This is a genomic window from Parasphingomonas halimpatiens (genome assembly GCF_036663795.1).
GTDB lineage: Bacteria > Pseudomonadota > Alphaproteobacteria > Sphingomonadales > Sphingomonadaceae > Sphingomonas.
This window is the reverse complement of the sequence record NZ_JAXOJP010000028.1, coordinates 34379-51664: the sequence shown is the minus strand read 5'-3', so window position 1 is coordinate 51664 and position 17286 is coordinate 34379. Positions and strand designations below refer to the sequence as shown.

15 protein-coding genes are annotated in these 17286 nt (G+C 67.7%); 14 read left to right on the top strand and 1 reads right to left on the bottom strand.

Annotation, left to right across the window (positions count from 1 at the left end; translation table 11 throughout):
* Positions 1 to 13 precede the first annotated feature (13 nt).
* The 3 genes from U1839_RS20915 to U1839_RS20905 all read left to right on the top strand — a co-directional run bounded on the left by U1839_RS20915 (position 14) and on the right by U1839_RS20905 (position 4803).
* Positions 14 to 3010 (top strand): TonB-dependent receptor domain-containing protein, encoded by a 2997-nt coding sequence (locus tag U1839_RS20915; protein WP_332805512.1) that lies wholly within the window; start codon positions 14 to 16, stop codon positions 3008 to 3010.
* A 727-nt stretch (positions 3011 to 3737) separates the two neighbouring features.
* On the top strand, positions 3738 to 4040 hold the full coding sequence (locus tag U1839_RS20910; RefSeq protein WP_332805511.1) for a hypothetical protein: 303 nt from the start codon (positions 3738 to 3740) through the stop codon (positions 4038 to 4040).
* A 16-nt stretch (positions 4041 to 4056) separates the two neighbouring features.
* The gene (locus tag U1839_RS20905; protein WP_332805510.1) at positions 4057 to 4803 is read left to right on the top strand and encodes a hypothetical protein; all 747 of its coding nucleotides are present in this window, start codon (positions 4057 to 4059) and stop codon (positions 4801 to 4803) included.
* A gap of 25 nt (positions 4804 to 4828) precedes the next feature.
* On the opposite strand, the gene U1839_RS20900 is transcribed toward U1839_RS20905, so the two are convergent.
* Positions 4829 to 6061 (bottom strand): HD domain-containing phosphohydrolase, encoded by a 1233-nt coding sequence (locus U1839_RS20900; protein WP_332805509.1) that lies wholly within the window; start codon positions 6059 to 6061, stop codon positions 4829 to 4831.
* A gap of 627 nt (positions 6062 to 6688) precedes the next feature.
* On the opposite strand from U1839_RS20900, the gene U1839_RS20895 reads away from it, so the two are divergent.
* From U1839_RS20895 to U1839_RS20845, 11 genes are all read left to right on the top strand, one after another.
* Complete coding sequence (locus U1839_RS20895) at positions 6689 to 7027, top strand: pentapeptide repeat-containing protein (RefSeq protein WP_332805508.1); 339 nt, start codon at positions 6689 to 6691, stop codon at positions 7025 to 7027.
* Complete coding sequence (locus U1839_RS20890) at positions 7020 to 7547, top strand: hypothetical protein (protein WP_332805507.1); 528 nt, start codon at positions 7020 to 7022, stop codon at positions 7545 to 7547. Before U1839_RS20895 ends, U1839_RS20890 begins: the two co-directional genes overlap by 8 nt.
* Before the next feature lie 76 nt (positions 7548 to 7623).
* Positions 7624 to 8394 (top strand): hypothetical protein, encoded by a 771-nt coding sequence (locus U1839_RS20885; protein WP_332805506.1) that lies wholly within the window; start codon positions 7624 to 7626, stop codon positions 8392 to 8394.
* Positions 8391 to 9272: an ATP-grasp domain-containing protein gene (locus U1839_RS20880; protein ID WP_332805505.1), complete on the top strand. Its 882-nt coding sequence runs from the start codon at positions 8391 to 8393 to the stop codon at positions 9270 to 9272. The genes U1839_RS20885 and U1839_RS20880 overlap by 4 nt, the downstream gene beginning before the upstream one ends.
* Positions 9265 to 9933: a hypothetical protein gene (locus U1839_RS20875; protein WP_332805504.1), complete on the top strand. Its 669-nt coding sequence runs from the start codon at positions 9265 to 9267 to the stop codon at positions 9931 to 9933. Before U1839_RS20880 ends, U1839_RS20875 begins: the two co-directional genes overlap by 8 nt.
* Positions 9915 to 10643, top strand: coding sequence for a hypothetical protein (locus U1839_RS20870; protein ID WP_332805503.1), 729 nt, complete (start codon positions 9915 to 9917; stop codon positions 10641 to 10643). Before U1839_RS20875 ends, U1839_RS20870 begins: the two co-directional genes overlap by 19 nt.
* Positions 10640 to 11365, top strand: a complete 726-nt coding sequence (locus U1839_RS20865) for a hypothetical protein (protein ID WP_332805502.1) — start codon at positions 10640 to 10642, stop codon at positions 11363 to 11365. Before U1839_RS20870 ends, U1839_RS20865 begins: the two co-directional genes overlap by 4 nt.
* Positions 11359 to 12057: a 2OG-Fe(II) oxygenase family protein gene (locus U1839_RS20860; RefSeq protein ID WP_332805501.1), complete on the top strand. Its 699-nt coding sequence runs from the start codon at positions 11359 to 11361 to the stop codon at positions 12055 to 12057. The genes U1839_RS20865 and U1839_RS20860 overlap by 7 nt, the downstream gene beginning before the upstream one ends.
* A 90-nt stretch (positions 12058 to 12147) precedes the next feature.
* Positions 12148 to 14088, top strand: a complete 1941-nt coding sequence (locus tag U1839_RS20855) for a hypothetical protein (protein ID WP_332805500.1) — start codon at positions 12148 to 12150, stop codon at positions 14086 to 14088.
* 220 nt (positions 14089 to 14308) lie between these two features.
* A complete protein-coding gene (locus tag U1839_RS20850) occupies positions 14309 to 14656 on the top strand; it encodes a hypothetical protein (protein WP_332805499.1) in 348 nt (115 codons plus the stop codon).
* Position 14657: 1 nt separating this feature from the next.
* Positions 14658 to 17165 (top strand): Hsp70 family protein, encoded by a 2508-nt coding sequence (locus U1839_RS20845; protein ID WP_332805498.1) that lies wholly within the window; start codon positions 14658 to 14660, stop codon positions 17163 to 17165.
* Positions 17166 to 17286 lie beyond the last annotated feature (121 nt).

Genomic DNA, 17286 nt, shown 5'->3' with positions numbered 1-17286 from the left:
GGGGAGAATCATCATGAACAATCACAGCCGCGCTCGCCTGGGCCTGGGACAATCCGTTTCGACATGGGCGATCACCATCGGCGCAGTGACAGCGGCGATGGCCGCGCCGGGCATGGCGTCCGCGCGCACCGCTCCCGACGCGCCCACCGTGGCGGTCCCTGCCGCACAGGCGCCCGATGCGGCCGCCGACGACCAGAGCAAGGACATCGTCGTCACCGGCTCGTTGATCCAGCGCCCCAACAATACCGCAGTCAGCCCGATCGTCACGGTCGGCGACCAGGCATTGAAGGACAGCGGCACGGCAACATTGCAGGATGCGCTGAACCAGTTTCCGAGCTTTACGACGGGCGGCAATGCCGCGACCGGCGGCCAGGGTACCGGCGGCCGCGCCTCGATCAACCTTCACGGCCTCGGCACCAATCGGAACCTCGTGCTGCTTGATGGCCGGCGTCTGCCGACGTCCGATATCAACGGCAATGTCGACATCAACATCCTGCCCGAGGCGATCATCTCGGGCGTCGACGTGATCACCGGCGGGGCCTCGGCGGTCTACGGGTCGGACGCCATGTCGGGGGTGGTCAACTTCAAGACCGTGCGCTCGATCGAGGGCGTGAAGATCGACCTGATGAACTCGATCAGCGAGCGCGGCGACGCGTTCAAGTTCAACGGCTCGCTCGCCTTCGGCGCGAAATTCGCCGATGACCGCGGCCATGTCGTCGCGGCGTTCAGCTACGCCAGGCAGAACCCGGTCAACGGCAGTTCGCGTGATTTCTTCCACGACAAGACGCCCTCGTCGTTCATCGGCAACGGGACTTTCGTGCCCAGCGCGACGAACGCGCCCAACGCCGCGGTCGTGCAGTCGGTATTCGCCACCTATGGGGTGACGGCGACCGTCAATCCGCTGCTCAACCTGGGCTTCAACAATGGTGGAACGCTGTTCACCCAGACCGGCGCGCTCAATTATCGCGGTCCGACCAATGGCAGCGGCTACCTGCTCGTCGGGGGCAATGTGCGCATGCCGGTCGGCCAGCAGGTCGATTTCTACAACGGTATGCAGCGCAAGACCGCCTTCCTCAAGGCCGATTACGACCTGACGCCGGACCTCACCGCCTACGGCCAGTTCATGTATGTCGATCTCAACGTGCATACCGCGAGCGGCAACAGCCTGACGCAGTTCGGTACGCTCACGTCGGTGCCGGTCACCAATCCGTTCATTCCGACCGACCTGCGCACGATCCTCGCCTCGCGCCCGACGCCCGGCGCAGCGTTCACCTGGAACGGCCGTTATGTCGGCGTGCCGTACAAGGCGTGGGACGAGAGTTACCAGATCCAGCAATATCTCGCCGGCGTGAAGGGCGGCATCGCCCCCGGCTGGACGTTCGACCTGTTCGCCTCCTACGACGAGTCGGTTCACAACCAGACGCTGCACAACGCGATCCTCAAGTCCAAGGTGCAGACGCTCCTCAACGCGCCCGATGGCGGCGCCTCCTTGTGCAGCGGCGGCTTCAACCCGTTCGGCGATGCCAACGCCCGCTCGCTGTCGCAGGCGTGCGTCAACTATATCACCAAGGATGCCTTCTCACCCGAGAAGCTGACCCAGACCCAGGCCCAGGCGCAGGTGAACGGCAAGCTGTTCGACCTCGGTGCCGGCGCGGCGCAGATCGCCTTCGTCGCCGACTGGCGCCGCAATACCTATTCCTACGTGCCTGACAGCGACCTCGCCGCGCAGGGGATCGAGGCGGTGATCGCCTCGTCGGCGGCGCGCGGCAATATCTCGGTGAAGGAGTTCGCGGCGCAGGTCGACATCCCGCTGATCGCCGACAAACCGTTCTTCCACGAACTCGGCGTCGGCGCCGCGGTGCGTGTGTCGAACTATTCGTCGTCCGGTACGGTGACCAGCTATGAGGGCGACGCCCGCTGGCGGCCGATCGAATCACTGCTGTTTCGCGGCAGCTACCAGCGCGCCGTTCGGGCGCCGAACATCGGCGAACTGTTCCAGCCGTCGTCGGGCACCCAACTGGTGATCGGCACGCCGCCGGCCTCGCTCGGCGACCCGTGCGACATCCGCTCGACCGCCCGCACCGGCAGCGCGGGTGCCCAGGTGGCCACGCTGTGCGTCGCGCAGGGCATCCCGGCCGCCGCCGTCAGTTCCTACACCTTCCCGACCACCGCGACCGGCCAGACGATCTCCGGCAACACCGGCCTGACGCCGGAACGCGCCGACACGTTCAACATCGGGGCGGTGTTCAGCGCACCACGCGGCAGCGGCGTCTTCGGCGATTTCAACTTCTCGGTCGATTATTACAAGATCAGCATCAAGAACGTGATTTCGACCGTGCCGGGCCTGACGGTGCTGTCGAAGTGCTTCAACCTCGACGGATCCAACCCGACCTATTCGAACAGCAATCTCTATTGCGGGTTGATCCAGCGCGACGCGAGCGGTCAGTTGACGACCGTCGCCACGCCCTATCTCAACCTCGGCGGGCTGAAGACCGACGGCATCGAATTCCAGTTCCACTGGGGCGTGCATGCGCCGTTCCTTGGCCAGAGCGGCAAGCTCTATGTCGACTCGGCGATCGGCAATCTGCGCAACTACAGCGTGCAGCTGCTGCCGGGCGCGGCGTTCGTGAACTACACCGGCGTCAGCAATGGTGGCGCCGGGACCGGTGCCGTGCCGCCGCGCGCGACGCCGCGGTGGAAGGCCCTGACCACGTTCGGCTATCGCTCGGACAGCGTGGGGTTGGGACTGCGCTGGCGTTACCAGAACGCGATGAAAGACGTCAGCAGCGTGCTGACACCCGCCACCGCAGCAGTCGGCGTCCCGGCCTATGCGTTGTGGGACCTGTTCGGCTCGGTCAAGGTCAACAGGCAGTTGGAGTTCCGCGCCGGCGTCAACAACCTGTTCGACAAGGGGTTGCCGTTCGTCGCCAGTTCGCAGAACGGGACCGATACCGCTCTGTACGATCCGATCGGACGGTCCTTCTATTTCGGTGTGAAGGTCGGGTTCTAGCTCAAGTCGTCGCAGCGATCGTCAAAAGCGGGCGTCGGCAATTTTGTGCTGGCGTCCGCTCGTCGCCGACTATCAAGGAATGAAGCGGTCCGCCGCCCGCTGAAGTTGCCGATCAACATTAGCGCCGGGACGTATGGCTGCTTTCGCAGCTCATCTGTCCAAACTTGCCGGTCCGATAGCTGCCAGTCATTCCCGTTCCGAGCCTTCGCTTCCGTGCGGCCTGAATATCCGGTCTTTGGTTATGAGCCGCCCTACGTGCGAAACACGGCGAATGGCCGAGATGTCCCATCGGCGCGTTATTCGACCGACCATAGTCTCACACAGACATCGCCCGTCCGCTGGATGAACAAGCGTCCGTAGTTGGGAAGCGGCGAAGACGGATCGAGCGACCGGGATTGGGTCCTTTCGGACACACTATTTGGCAGAACGAATAGCGGCCTCCCGACCGTGTCACATGGAAAACAGGAGGTATCAGCCGGTCACAACCCTTGCCGCTGCCACGCCTCCCTACGCGACCAACCCCTTCTCCGCCGCCAACCGCGACACCCTTGCCATAGTGGCGTCGCTAGAATCACGCCGCCGATCTCCAACGTGCGCGACGGCTCCTTCGAACCCGCCCCCAGCCCGTCAACCCACCCTGCCCCATGCACAGCCGGTCATAATCGCGTTGGCGGCGGATCGGCGCTCGGCTTGGGTCGGGGAGGTAATTCACCATAGGAAGAATGCGATGTCACCGTTTGTTACCAAAACTGCCGCCGCGGGCGCGATGCTGGTTGGCGCGCTGGGCCTGGGGGGCTGTGCCACCAAGGGTTATGTGCGCGCGCAGATCGCGCCGGTGAACGAGCGCGTCGCGGCGCTGGAGGCGCGCGTGCAGGAAACCGACGGCACCGCCAAATCGGCATTGTCGCAGGCGCAGGCCGCGGCCGGCCAGGCGCAGAACAATGGCCAGCGGATCGACCAGCTCAACGCGCGGGTCGACGGCGTCGAGCAGCGGATGAAGGAAAGCCAGCGCAAGCGGCCGCGCAATTGATGCCGCACGGCAGTGGATGCTGAACCCGGTGCGGGGGCGCGGGGCAGCCCGCGTGGCGCCGGCGTTGCTCGCTATCGCTCTGGCGCTGGCCGGAGCGATGCCGGCCGCGCCGGGGATCGGCGCGACGCGCGTGCCGCGGCCGCGCGCGGCGGCGATGAGGAAGGCGGCGGTGCCGGCGGCGGCGACCCCGGCGCCGAGCCCGTCGGCGGCGACGTTGCGGGTTGCCGCGTGGATCGCCGCCACGGCGGACAACCACGCGCTGCCCTATGCCATCATCGACAAGAACGACGCCGCGCTGATGCTGTTCGATGCCAGGGGCAAGATGATCGGCGCGGTGCCGGTGCTGATCGGCGTTGCCGCCGGCGACGCGGCGACGCCCGGAACCGGCAGCAAGAATCTCGCCGAGATCGGCCCGGCGGAAAAGACCACGCCGGCGGGGCGTTTCCTCGCGCGTTATGGCGTGGCGGCGGGGCGGCAGCGCGTGCTCTGGGTCGATTATGCCACATCGGTCGCGCTGCACCCGATCCCGCCCGGGGCGAGCCCGAAGGAACGCCGTCGCCAGCGCCTGTTGTCGCCGACGCCCGACGACAACCGCATCACCTTCGGCTGCATCAACGTGCCGGCGGCCTTTTATGCCCGGAGCCTCGCCCCGCTGTTCCGGCGCAAGGGCGGTTATGTCTATGTCCTGCCCGACAGCTGGCCGATCGAGCGGGTCTTTCCCGGCTTGCTTGCGATGCCCGTGGCGGCTGGCGACGGGGGCTGAGCGGCCGCTGAGGCGATCGGGTCGGTTACCCCGCCGAGCCGCTCGCCCCGGCCGCCGGCTCGGTCGCATGGGCGGTGGGATCGCCGCCCGCGAGCAGCAGCTCCTTGAGTTCGGCCCAGTCGCCCAGGCCGAAGGCGGCGGGATCGGCCGCGTCGGTCATCAGTTCGCTGGAGTTGATGTCGGCCAGATAGAGTTCGTACGGCGACAGCAGGCGGCGGTTTTCGGTATCGTAGAAGATCGCCAGCCGCGCGCGGCCGGTGTTGCGGCCATTGTCGCGGATGATGGCGAGATGGCCGCTGCGCAGCTGGATGAGCATGCCGGGCGCGAACACGCCGATGCTCTTCATGAACACGAACAGCAGCTGCTGATCGAGATGACCCTGCCAGCTGGCCATCGCGACGATCGCCGCGACCGGCGACCAGGCATTCTTATAGGGTCGATCCGAGGTCAGCGCGTCATAGATGTCGCAGATCGCGCCCATCCGCGCGGCGAGACTGATATCGTCGCCGGCAAGGCCGAAGGGGTAGCCGGTGCCGTCGATCTTTTCGTGATGATGCAGGCAGACATCGAGCGCGACCGACGCGACATCGCCGCCGACGAGCATTTCGTGGCCGCGCGCCGGGTGCTGGCGAACCTCGTCGAATTCCGCGCTGGTCAGCTTGCCGGGCTTTTCGAGGATCTCCTTGGCGATCTGCGTCTTGCCGATATCGTGCAGCAGGCCGCCAAGCCCGATCAGCCTGACCTGGTCTTCGGGCAGGCCGAGCTCGCGGGCGAAGTTGATCATCAACGTGCCGACCGCGACCGAGTGGAAATAGGTATAGGTATCGCGCGTCTTCAGCCGCATCACGCTGAGCAGCATCGAGCGATTGTGGACCAGTGCGGCCTCGATCGACTCGACGACCGCTTCGAGCTCGCCGAGCGCGGTCGTCTCGCCTTCGCTCAGATCGTCGAAGACTTTTTTCATGAAGCGCCTGGCGTCGTCGGTGACGAGCCGGGCGGCGTGCAGGTCTTCGGCGCGCCGCTCGTTGCGATTGCGCTCGCTATCGCGCGGGTTGCCGGGCGAGCGCTTGCGCGCGGTGATCGAGCGGCCGAGATCGATGACCACGCTGGGCACGCCGCTGTGGCGCAGCGTCGCGACCTGTTCGGGGCTGGTCAGCAGAAAGTGCCAGCGCCAGTAATTGTGCGCCAGCCACGGCCCGTCGAGGGCATGGACATACATGCCGAGCGTCACATCCTGCGCGGGAATCCGCTTCAGCACGCGTGGGGATTCCGACGCCGGGCGCGGCCCGCCACTCCCGCGATGATGCAGTAGGTCCATTGCAATCCATTACCGATGCGCCGGCGCGCGCCTTGCCCCCCTTCATTATAGGCGCCGGCGCACCGGGCGGGGCATTGGGCGGACAACGGTGCGCGACGCGATCGACGGGCAACATGATCCGGCGGTCGATGCCGGGTGGCCCCGCGGCAGCGGATCGCGCATCCGCTTAAGTCCGGCCGAAAGCGCCAGCCGATACTCTACAGATCAGGTAGAGATCAGTATCGGCATATTACGTGCCGAAAGCAAAGGCATGTCACAATGGGCAGAGTCCGCTATTCCTAACGACTCGCTTATGACAAGTGCTGCCGTTGGATAATTACGACATTTAACGCGTCGTTGATCATACATCGCGCCGTAACAATGAACTGTTGCGCCATAACGACTCTCATTATGGATGTAATTTGGCGTGCTCCATGACAAGGGACTTGCATTCAACTGTCATCGGCGATAAAAATATCGCCGGCGTTGCCTCAGAGCAGACACAAGCTGCCATTTTCTTTCACGACCCCGTCGCGTTCGCTGATGCGACGGGATTTGCCCTCGTTTGGCCGCAGTGGAGAAATGAAGATGGAGAAAACCACCAGTAAAGACGCGGAACATCGCCGGCCGATTCAGCCGAACATGATGATGCTGAACGCCAACGGACACAGTTCCACGCTGGCGCGGACCGATTTTTCGCATTCGGTGATGAGCGAGATGCGGTTCTTCAACACCCGCGTTCATCAATCAAACCTCGAGGGATGCGCATTCGACGACTGCGATCTCGACGGCTCGACCTTTTCGGGATGCAGCTTTCGCGGCGTCCAGTTGATCAATTGCGATGTCGATCACATGACGATCAACGGGGTCAATGTCGGCAGCCTGATGCGCCTCCTCTCCGGACCGTTGGGAGGCAAGCATGGCTGAGCGTATCGAACCCTTCATCCATTCGACCGACCGACTCGACCTGCTGGCCGATCTCGCGCGGACGCATAGCGAACGCACCTTCAAGGCGATTGCCAGCCTGATCGAGCGCAACATCACGATCGACCCGAACCACAAGAAGGACGGCAAGGACGGCGGCAAGGATGCCGGCGAAGGCGGCTTCTGGGACAAGAAGGACGGCAAGGACGGCAAGGACAAGGAAAAGGACGGCAAGGAATCGAAGGAAGGCAAGGACGGCAAGGAAGGCAAGGACTCGAAGGACGGGAAGGAAGGAAAAGAGGGCAAGGAATCCAAGGACGGCAAGGAGGGCAAGGAGTCCAAGGAGGGCGGCAAGGACAAGGACGGCAAGGACAAGGACAATGACGGCAGCAAGATCACCGGCACCGAGGGTGAGCTGTTCCGCTACGGCCTGGAAGTGTCGCTGCCGGCCGACGCGCTGCGCCGCATCGTGGAAATCCACAATGTTCGCCTGACCGCGCTGCTCAACCAGCCGATCTTTTGACCCCGCGCCTGTCAGGTGGGCCGGCCCGGCCCACCTGCTTTTTTCCGGCCCACCTGTTTTTTTGGGATCGTGCGCCATGAGCAGCGACATCATCGTCGTCGATGAAGCCGACGACTGGTTTTCCGCCGCGTTCGTCGACTATGCCGCGACGCGTGGCGTGACCGCCGAACGCCAGCGACTCGACGCGTTCGGGCGCAGCGCGACGATCCACAGTGCCGGCACGCGGATCAGCGCCACGCCGCAGCTGCCCCTGCTGCTGCGCCCGATCCAGAGCGGGACCGAGCATGACGAGGTCGAGCGTTTCGCGCGCAACGAATGTTTCGCGGCCACCTGGGCGCTGGCGGTGATGACGCCGGCGCCGGTGGTCAATCGACCCAATTGCTATGGCTGGAGTGCGGCGGTCGCCTTTTCCGCCAACCTCACCGACCAGCGGTCAGGACGGGTCGCGCCGGCCGACGAATATTTCTGGGCCGACCTGCCGCCCGATGCTGCGCCCGACGCGCTGTTCCACCAGTCGCTCGACGATTGGGGCGTGCATGAGGTGCTGCCCGACGGCATTGCCGCGCGCTCGCGCCGGCTGCCGCCGTGTCGTGGCTGGGAACAGGTCGTCGTCGTCGGCGACCGGGCGTTTCGGGTGACGCGCGCGGACATCGGCGCGGCCGACGTCGCGACACCCAGCATCGCGCATGTCCGCGCGCTCGGCCTCGTTTTCGCGACGGTGGGGTGGGCGATTCCGGTCGACGGCGCGCCGATCATGGTGCGGACCAACCCCTTTCCCGGCTTTCATGAAGTCGCCCCGGTGTTCACCGACACGGCGGACGCGCTGCTGGCGGTGCTCGCGGCATGACGATCTACGCGGTCGGCCTCGGCACCGACAAGACGATGCAGCATTTCGTCGCCGCCGCCGGCGCGACCGCGCCGGTCGAACTGATCGACATGAACGTGATGTTCGACCATCCGTGGCGTTTCGCGCTCGGCGCGGACGGGCCCGAGGCGCTGTGCCCGGGCGCGTTCGGCCGGCTCGATCCCGCGGCGAGCTATTATATCCGGCCGGTCGATCTCTCGCCGGTGCTGATGGCGCCATGGTCGTCGCGCTGGCGGGCGATGCTCGCGGGGCTCTCGGCCTTTCTCGAAAGCGCCCCGGGGCGGATTGCCAACCGCCCCGGCGGCCACACCCATAACGGATCGAAACCGCTGCACGAATATTGGCTGTCGCAGCAGGGCTTCGATGCCCCGCCGGCGATCGCCTCCTCGGCGCGCGACGCGCTGGCGGCGTTCGCCGCCGAGCATGACGGCGCGATCTGCAAGTCGCTGTGCGGCGTGCGCGGCACCGCCCGGCTCGTCCAGCCGGCGGACTTTGCTGATTTCGACCCGCGCCAGGGGCCGGTCCATCTGCAACGGCGGATCGTCGGCGACGATGTCCGCGTCCACCTGATCGGCACTGTCGCGCATGGCGAGCGGATCGTGTCGCAGGGCATCGACTATCGCGATCGCGCGGTCGAGAGCGACCATATGCCGATCGACGTCCCGCCGGCGCTGGTGGCGCGGATGGCGGAGAGCGCGGCGGTGATGGGGATGGCCTTTACCGGCTGGGACTTCAAGATCGACCGCGACGGGCGGTGGTGGTGCCTCGAGGTCAACCCGATGCCCGGCTATGACGGTTATGATCGGCGCTCGGACGGTGCGATCACCCGGACGCTGGTGCGGTGGCTGCGCGATGGCTAGCCTGACCGACGATGGCGACATCCGGCGGATCGGCCTGATCGACGAGGCGGCGTGTCGCGCGCAGCTGGCGCGGCTCGATGCCGCACGCGCGAGCTGGATCAGGCGCGGTACCGATTTCCATACGCTCGGCGCGGCGACCTATCTCGACGCGTGCGGCGCGAGCGATCCGTTGCGCTACGCAAGCAACCGCGCGCGGTGCAATCCGGTGCTCGAACGCTGTTTCAGTCAGCTGCTCGAAACGGTGCGGGCGACGCTCGAAGGCGTTTACGGCGCAGCGTGCCGCTTTCACGGCGCGCTGGCGTTGCCGGGCTTCCATATCTTTCTGGGGCGATCGCTATCCGGCGCGATGCGCGACAATTTGCATCTCGACCTGCAGCACAGCCATCTCGACCCGGCCTTTGCGATCGACAGCCCGAGCTTCACCTTCACCTTGCCGCTCGAGCTGCCGCGCGCCGGCGGCGGGATCGAGATCTGCCGTGCCGCGCCGGGCGACAAGCGCGGTGCGGTCACCGAATATGAATATCGCTGCGGCGAGCTGTTCCTGCATTCGGGGCGTGCCCTCCACCGCCGGATGCACCGCGCCGCCACCGGGGCCTGCCGGCGCATCACGCTGCAGGGCCATGGCGTATGGAGCGAGCGACATTGGGTGATCTACTGGTGAGCGCGCAGGTGATCGACCTGTTCGTCCTGTCGGAACAGGAAGCGTGCGCCGTCGCCGACGCGGTGCGCGCGATCGAGGATCGCTGGCTGCGGCGTGGCGCCGGCTTCGCGACGATCGGTGTCGCGACCTATCTCGACGTGATGTGTTCTGACGACGCGGAGCGGCACTATTACGCCCGCATCGCGGAGAGCAACCGGCTGATCCAGGAGCATTTCGGCTGGCTGATCGAACGTGTTCGGGCGACGATCGAGGCGCATTTCGAGCGGCCGACGGTGATCGACGAGCGCGTCGCCCTGCCGGGATTCCACATCTTCCATGGCTGCGGCATCACGCTGGTCGACCATGACAGCCAGCATTTCGACCTGCAGTTCCGCTCGCTGCGCTGGCCGTTCGCGGCGACGCCGAGCGAGGTCGTGTCGTTCACGCTGGCGATCGAGCTGCCCGCTGCCGGGGGCGGGCTGGATTACTGGAATTTCACCGAGGACGATCTGGCACGTGTGCAGCGGCTCGGGCGCAGCACCGACATGGCGTTGATCGGGCGTACCAAGCCGCATATGCGTCACCCCTATCGCATCGGCTATATGACGGTGCAGGTTGCCCCGGTGATGCATCGCATCGCGGCGATTCCATCGGTCTCGCCCGGCGACCACCGCATCACGCTGCAGGGCCACAGCATGCGCCGTGGCGAAGAGCTGGTGCTGTACTGGTGAGCGCCGGGGCGCAGGCACCGTGCGGCCTCGCGCTCGAACGGCTTGCCGGCTGCGGCACGGGCCTGCTCGAACTCAGCTGGTCGAGCGCGCGCGACGGTCTGGGCGTGCTTGCCGCGCCGGAGGCGTGGGAACAGGTCGCGGGGGTGGCCGAAGCGCTGCCGCGCTGGAGCGATCTCGCGCCATGGTTGCGCGCGGCATGGGACGAAGGGCATCGCGACTTCCTGCGGCTCGATCTCGCCGACGATCGCATCGCCGCCGTCACCGTCTATGGCCGCACGCTTGCCGCGCACGCCGTGCTGACCTTTCCCCCCTATGGCGCGGCACGGCGCCTGCGACCGGACGGGCGCGAGGCGCAGGCCGGCTATTATGATGTGCGACATCTGGCCGGCACACGGGTTGCCGACGATTTGGCGGCAGCGGCCGGCGAACTGGATGCCGGCTTCGACCGCGCGCTGTTTCTCGAATTTGCCGGGTGCGGCTGGCTGCAGCTCGTCGCCCTGCATGCCGATTCACCGCCATCCTACATCATTGCCGGTCCGGATCGGCGGCGTCTCGCGCGGCTGGCCGGGCGGCTGGCGATCGACCCCGGGCCTGAGCGGCACCGCGCCATGCTGGGCTATGCCGCGCTGCGCTTCGGCGCCGCTCCGATGTTGCGCTGTTACGCGCGCCCGCAGCGCTTCGCCACGCCGGGCGTGACGATCGCGGGACTGGCGCGGTGCTGACCGCGCGCCAGGTAAGCGATCTGTGCGACCAGGGGTGGACGCAGGTCGCCATCGCCGCACCGCTGTCGGAAATGGTCGAGCGTTCGCTGGCCGCATGGCGCGCCTTCTTTGCCACCGGCCAGAAGCTCGTGATGGGCGGCGACCGCCGGGTGCCATGCGGCTTCGTCCCGCTCTGTCACGCCAATGGGTGCGACATGAAGGAGAGCTTCTATATTCAGCCCGGTTATCCGCTGCCCGGCCACCTTGCGCGCGAAACCACGCCGATCACGCGCGAGTTGGGCCGTATCGCGCAGTTCATCGGTGCCGCGCTCGATCATCCCGCGAACCGGGCGATCATCGAAACACCGCGCCACGGCTGCCTGCGGGTCATGCGTTATCCCGCTTTCGAAGGGGATCCGGAATCGACCCTGATCCGGCAATTGGCCGAAGGGGGCGCGCTCCGCGCACCGGCGCATCAGGATCTCAGCGTCATCACACTGTTGCCGGCGGCGAGCGAACCCGGTCTCGAGGTTGAGCTGGCCGATGGCGGGTGGCTGCGCTGCGACGAGGATCCGCGCGTCCTGACGGTGCTGGTCGGCCAGTATGCGCTGGACCGTTCGGCTTGCTTCAAACGGGCCGCGACGCACCGCGTGGCCAACCCCGAGACCCCGCGCCGCGGCGCGCGGATGGCCTGCGCCTATTTCTGCGGCTGACGGGTCGGCACCGGCCCGATAACGTTTTTTCCACGGTTCCTCGCTACTTCCCTGTCATGCGGCACCCCAAGCGCCGCACCGGGAGCCGTCGTGACCTATATGTGGCGAAACCGCGCGACGCCTGGCGTCGCCGATGCAGACGAACCCGACCCCGCCGCGGAAGCCGCAGCGATCGGGCGGCTACGGCGCGTGGTCGGGCGGGCCGAAGGGCGCGAGACGGCCGCGGCGGCGCCAATCGACGCGACCCCGCGGCGCTTCGCCGGCAGCGATCTCACGGGCAATGCCTTTGCCGTGCTCCGCGTCGCGCTCGATGCCAGCACGGCGGCGATCAGCGCGGCGGTCGACGATCTTTCCTTCGAGCCCGGGCATGACCCCGAAGCGCTCAACGCCGCGCGCGCGACCTTGCTGTCGGCGCGCGACCGGCTCGACGCCGAGCTGAGCTGGTTGCCCGACATGTCGCCGGCACTGCTGGCGCAGGTGCGAACCGCGCTGAGGGCGGGCGACGTGGCCGCGCTGAGCGCGGCGCGCGATGCGACGATCGGCCTGTCGCGGCTCAATCTCAGTCTGGCACTGGCGGTGGCGGTGCCGGGCGAGGTGGCGCGCGCGACGCGCGTCATCGCCGACGCCCAGGCGTGGGACACCAATGCGACGCTGGGCCTGCTCGGCGAGGCACGGGCGCGCGCCGGCTTCCGCGCGATCGACGACGACGGTTATGACCGCGCGGTGCAAGCCCGCGCCGTGACGGCGGCGCAGGCCCTGGCACCCTTGTTCGCGGCGACGACCTCGGCGCAACTCGCGCTGACCAAGGCGATGCAGGCGGCGGCGACGGGCGCCGGCGGATTCGGCGCGATGTTCCTCGACGAGGTGCTGCGCTGCTATGCCGCCGGGATCGACCCGGCGCTCGAGGCGGCGGCGACGCGGATCGCCACGGCGACCGCGGCGCTGCGCGAGCGCCCGGGCGACCAGACCCAGGCGATCGCGCTGACCGCGGCGCTGGAAACCTGGTCCAACCTGCGGCGGCCGGTGCAGGTGCACGAGGCGGCGCGCGGGCTCGACGACCCGGCCTCGGCGACGATCTTCGAGAATGTCCGCAGCCTGACGGTGGCGCTGTCCAACGACCATGACGAATATGACATCGCGCTGCGGCTGGCGCGTGCGCTGATCGTCTCGTTCGCGCTGGTGCCGTTCCACCGTGCCGCGCTGGAGCAGCAATTGCCGACGCTGATCGGCAATGTGCTGGCCAAGCGGCTGCGCCAGGCCTGTGCGCGCGCGCTGGCGGCGCATGCCGGCTTTGCGCGCGAAGTCCTGGCGGGCGGGCTCGAGCGGCCCGGCGGGCGGGCCGGCGCGGTGGCGGCGAGCTTTGCCGAGGCGAACGAGACGCAGCGGGACAATCGCGCGGCCTTCTTCATGATCGTGCGCGAGCTGGCGGTCGAGCTGTGCAATACGCATCGCGAGCGCCGCGCGGCGCTGGCAATCCTGCAATGGCTGTTGCTGCTCGACCCGCCCGAAGAGGCCCGCGCGAAGCTGGCGGCGGATGTGCAGCAACTGGGCGGCGAGGCACAGGCCCCGGCGCCGGCGCGCGCGGCGGCTGGCGAGGCGCCCGCGCCGGGCAGCTTCGGCCGGGCCAATCGCGGCGCCACCACGGCACCCCCCGCTCCGCCGCGCTGGGTGCCGCCCGCGCCCGAGATGCCGCCGGCCTGGACGCCGACGCCCGGGCGCCGCAAGCGCGGGCGATCGGCGACGGGCACGATGCTGCTGATCTTCGCGATGATGGTCGGCTTCTGTTCGCGTTTGCCACGCGCGCACCGCCCGCACGCTGTGCCCTCGCCTTCGGGCATGCGCGACGACGCGCCGCCATCCTATCGCAGCAGCGAGGATATCGAGGCGCGGTTCCGCGAGCTCGAGGCACGCGCCGGGCGCGACCGCAATGCCGGCCCGCGCATCGTCCCCGGCAGGCCGATGTCGGACGCGCGACCGATGGACCCGACCCCGGCGGTCGACCGGCCGGGTTACGGCGGAGACACGCCATGACGACGGGATATGTTGATGACGTCTGGCAATTTTTCGCCCCTCCCCTTCAGGGGAGGGGTTGGGGGTGGGGCCTCTCCGCCAGCGCTGTTTGTGCGGCTCTGCCCCACCCCAGCCCAGCGTTGGGTCGGTCACGCCCCCGGCGTGACCTGAACCGTGCGGCGCACGGTTCACCCGACGCTCCTGAAGGGGAGGGGCCAAACAGTGATGGGTCGCGCGCGCCATGACATCGCCCGATCCCGCCCCGCTCGCCGCGCTGGCGGTGCAATATTGGAAATTATGCGCGGCATTCGAACGTGAGCTGAGCTTCGCCAACGCGGAGCGCGCGGCGGCGGGTGAGGCGCAGCTGCGCTTCGCGCGGCGCAGGCTCGACGCGATCCTTGGCGAGGCCGGGCTCACGCTGGCGAGTTGGGACGGCGCACCCTTCACCCCCGACATGCCGGCGAGCCCGGTCAATGCCGAAGACATCGGCGACAACATGGACGCGATCGTCGCGGCGACGATCGAACCGACCGTGACCGGCCCGGCGGGCGTGGTCGTCGCGGGCAAGATCATTCTCAAGGAAATCTGACATGTATCTCGGCATCGATCTCGGCACCTCCAACTCGGCAATCGTCGGCAATCGCGGCGGGCGGCTCGAATTGTTCAAGGCGATCAGCGGCGAGGACGTGCTCGCCTCGGTGGTGATGTGCGACCGCAGCGGCAGCCGTTATGTCGGCAAGCGCGCCTATGACCAGCTGCGCACCTCGCCCAAGGGTATCGCGGCACGCTTCAAGCGGCTGCTGGGCACGAGCACCGTGCTGCCGTTCGGGCCCGAGGACGGCACGATCACCCCCGAAGACGCGAGCGCCGAGGTGCTGCGCCAGCTGGTCAAGCAGATGCGCAGCGGCGCAGGCGAGGCGGTCATCGAGGGCGCCGTGGTGACGGTGCCGGCGGCTTTCAACCAGATGCAATCCGAGGCGACGATCCGTGCGGCGCATGCCGCCGGACTGGAACAGGTCGGGCTGCTGCAGGAGCCGATCGCGGCGGCGCTGGCGTGCCTCGAACGGCCCGAATCGCGCAACGGGCTGTTCCTGGTCTATGATCTGGGCGGCGGCACCTTCGATGTCGCGCTGGTGCGGGCGATCGACGGGGCGGTGTCGATCGAGGCGCATGAGGGCATCAACATGCTCGGCGGCAGCGATTTCGACCGCATGCTGATCGACGCGACGGTGCGGCCATGGCTCGAACAGACCTTCGCGCTGCCCGAGGACTGGCATCGCCAGCCCGATTATCGCCGGCTGATCGCGCTCGCCACGGCCAATGCCGAGCAGACCAAGATCGAGCTGTCGAGCGCGCAGGAGGCGATCGTCTTCGTCTCGGAGCATGATGCCCGCGCCGAGGACCTGAACGGGCGCGCGATGTTCGTCGAGGTGATGGTGACGCGCGCCGATCTCGAGGCGCTGGTCGCCGACAAGATCGACCAGTCGATCGCCTTGTGCCGCAAGGTGATCGCCGACCATGGTTATGCCAGCGCCGACATCGACAAGGTCGTGCTGATCGGTGGCCCGTCGCGCATGCCGATCGTGCGGACGCGCGTGCCGGCCGAGCTGGGCGTGGCGACCGATCTCGACATCGACCCGATGACCGCGGTGGCGCGCGGCGCGGCGATCTATGCCGAGAGCCGCGAATGGAAAAAGGGCGAGGCGGCGGGCAAGCAATCGCGCGTGCAGCAGGCGGCGGGCGCGGCGGTGTCGTATGATTTCGAGGCGCGCACGACCAAGGAGCGCGCGCGGATCCGCGTCACGGCGGCGGGCGACACCAGCGGCCTGCGGGTGAGCGCGGTGGCGAGCGACGGACGCGATTATGGCGAGCGCGCGGTGGGCGAAGCGCCGATCTACGTCGTCCAGCTCGGTGACGGCGAGACACGCGTGGCGATGACCGTGGTCGACGGCGCCGGGCAGCGCGTGATCGAGGCCTGTGCCGAGCTGACCATTACGCGCGTCGCGGCGGTGGCGGCGGGCGCGCCATGCACCAGCACGATCTCGGTCAAGGTCGAGGATGGCGACGGGACACGCGCGATCAATGTGCTCGAGCCGTTGCTGCGCAAGGGCGAGACCCTGCCGAAACAAGGCGCCAAGACGCTGCGCGCCGGGCGGCGGCTCGACCCGGGCAGCGCGGACTTCATCGACGTCGAACTGTTCGAGCAGGCCGAAGGCGTGCCCGAACCCGAGGCCAATCTGCTGATCGGCTCGTTCCGGCTGAGCGGCGAGGACCTGCCGGCCTATGCCGCGCCGCTCAAGCCCGGCGAGCAGGTCGTGCTGCACTGGTCGGTCGACGACAGCCAGCTGATCCGCTGTTCGATCGAGCTGCCCGAACAGGGGCTGCATTTGCGCGATCACAGCTTCTATGCCGACGATCTCGCGCGGATCGATTTCGCGCGCGCCGGGCATGATTATGCCGCGCAGGCGCTGCTCGCGGCCGATACGCGGCTCGACGATCTGGTCGCCGCGCAGCGCGGCATGGCGAACGACGACACGACCGCGCTGCGGCTGCGCATCAGCGCGCAATCGGCGCGGCTGCGGCTGGTCGACGATGCCGATGGCTATCGCTCGATCGCCGAAGAGGCGCGGCTGATCCGCCAGGAGATTTCGCGGCTGCGGCATCATCCGTCACTGCGCGCGCGCATCCTCGGCAACGACCTCGCGACGGTCGAGTCGGACGCGCGGTCGCTGACCGCGCTGCTGTCGGCCGAGCAACACGCCCAGATCGGACAGATGCACCAGGCGGCGCAGGCCGCGCTGGCCGACGGGCGCTTCGGCGTTGCCGAGCGCTCGATCGAGGCGATCCGCGCGGTGCTGTCGCGCACATTGTTCGAGCAGCCCGACGTGATCCTGATGCACTATCGCCGGATACGCGGCGAGCGCCACCTTGCGACCGACACGGCACGCTTCGACCAACTGGTGCAACGTGGCGACCTCGCGGCGGGCAGCGGCAACATCGCCGAATTGCGCGGCGTGTTGCGCGACATGGTGCAGGTCATGGCCTTCCCCGGCGAACCGAGCGCCGACGTCGCCGCGCTGGCCGGATTGCGGCGCTGATCGCGACGCGGGCGGGAAAAATACCGGGCGTTACAAAAAGCGGTTGACGAGGTCGCGGCCGCTTGTATACCGCCCGGTATGGAAGAGCGGCGCGCCGCTCATCCGTTCCCGCACCTCGCAT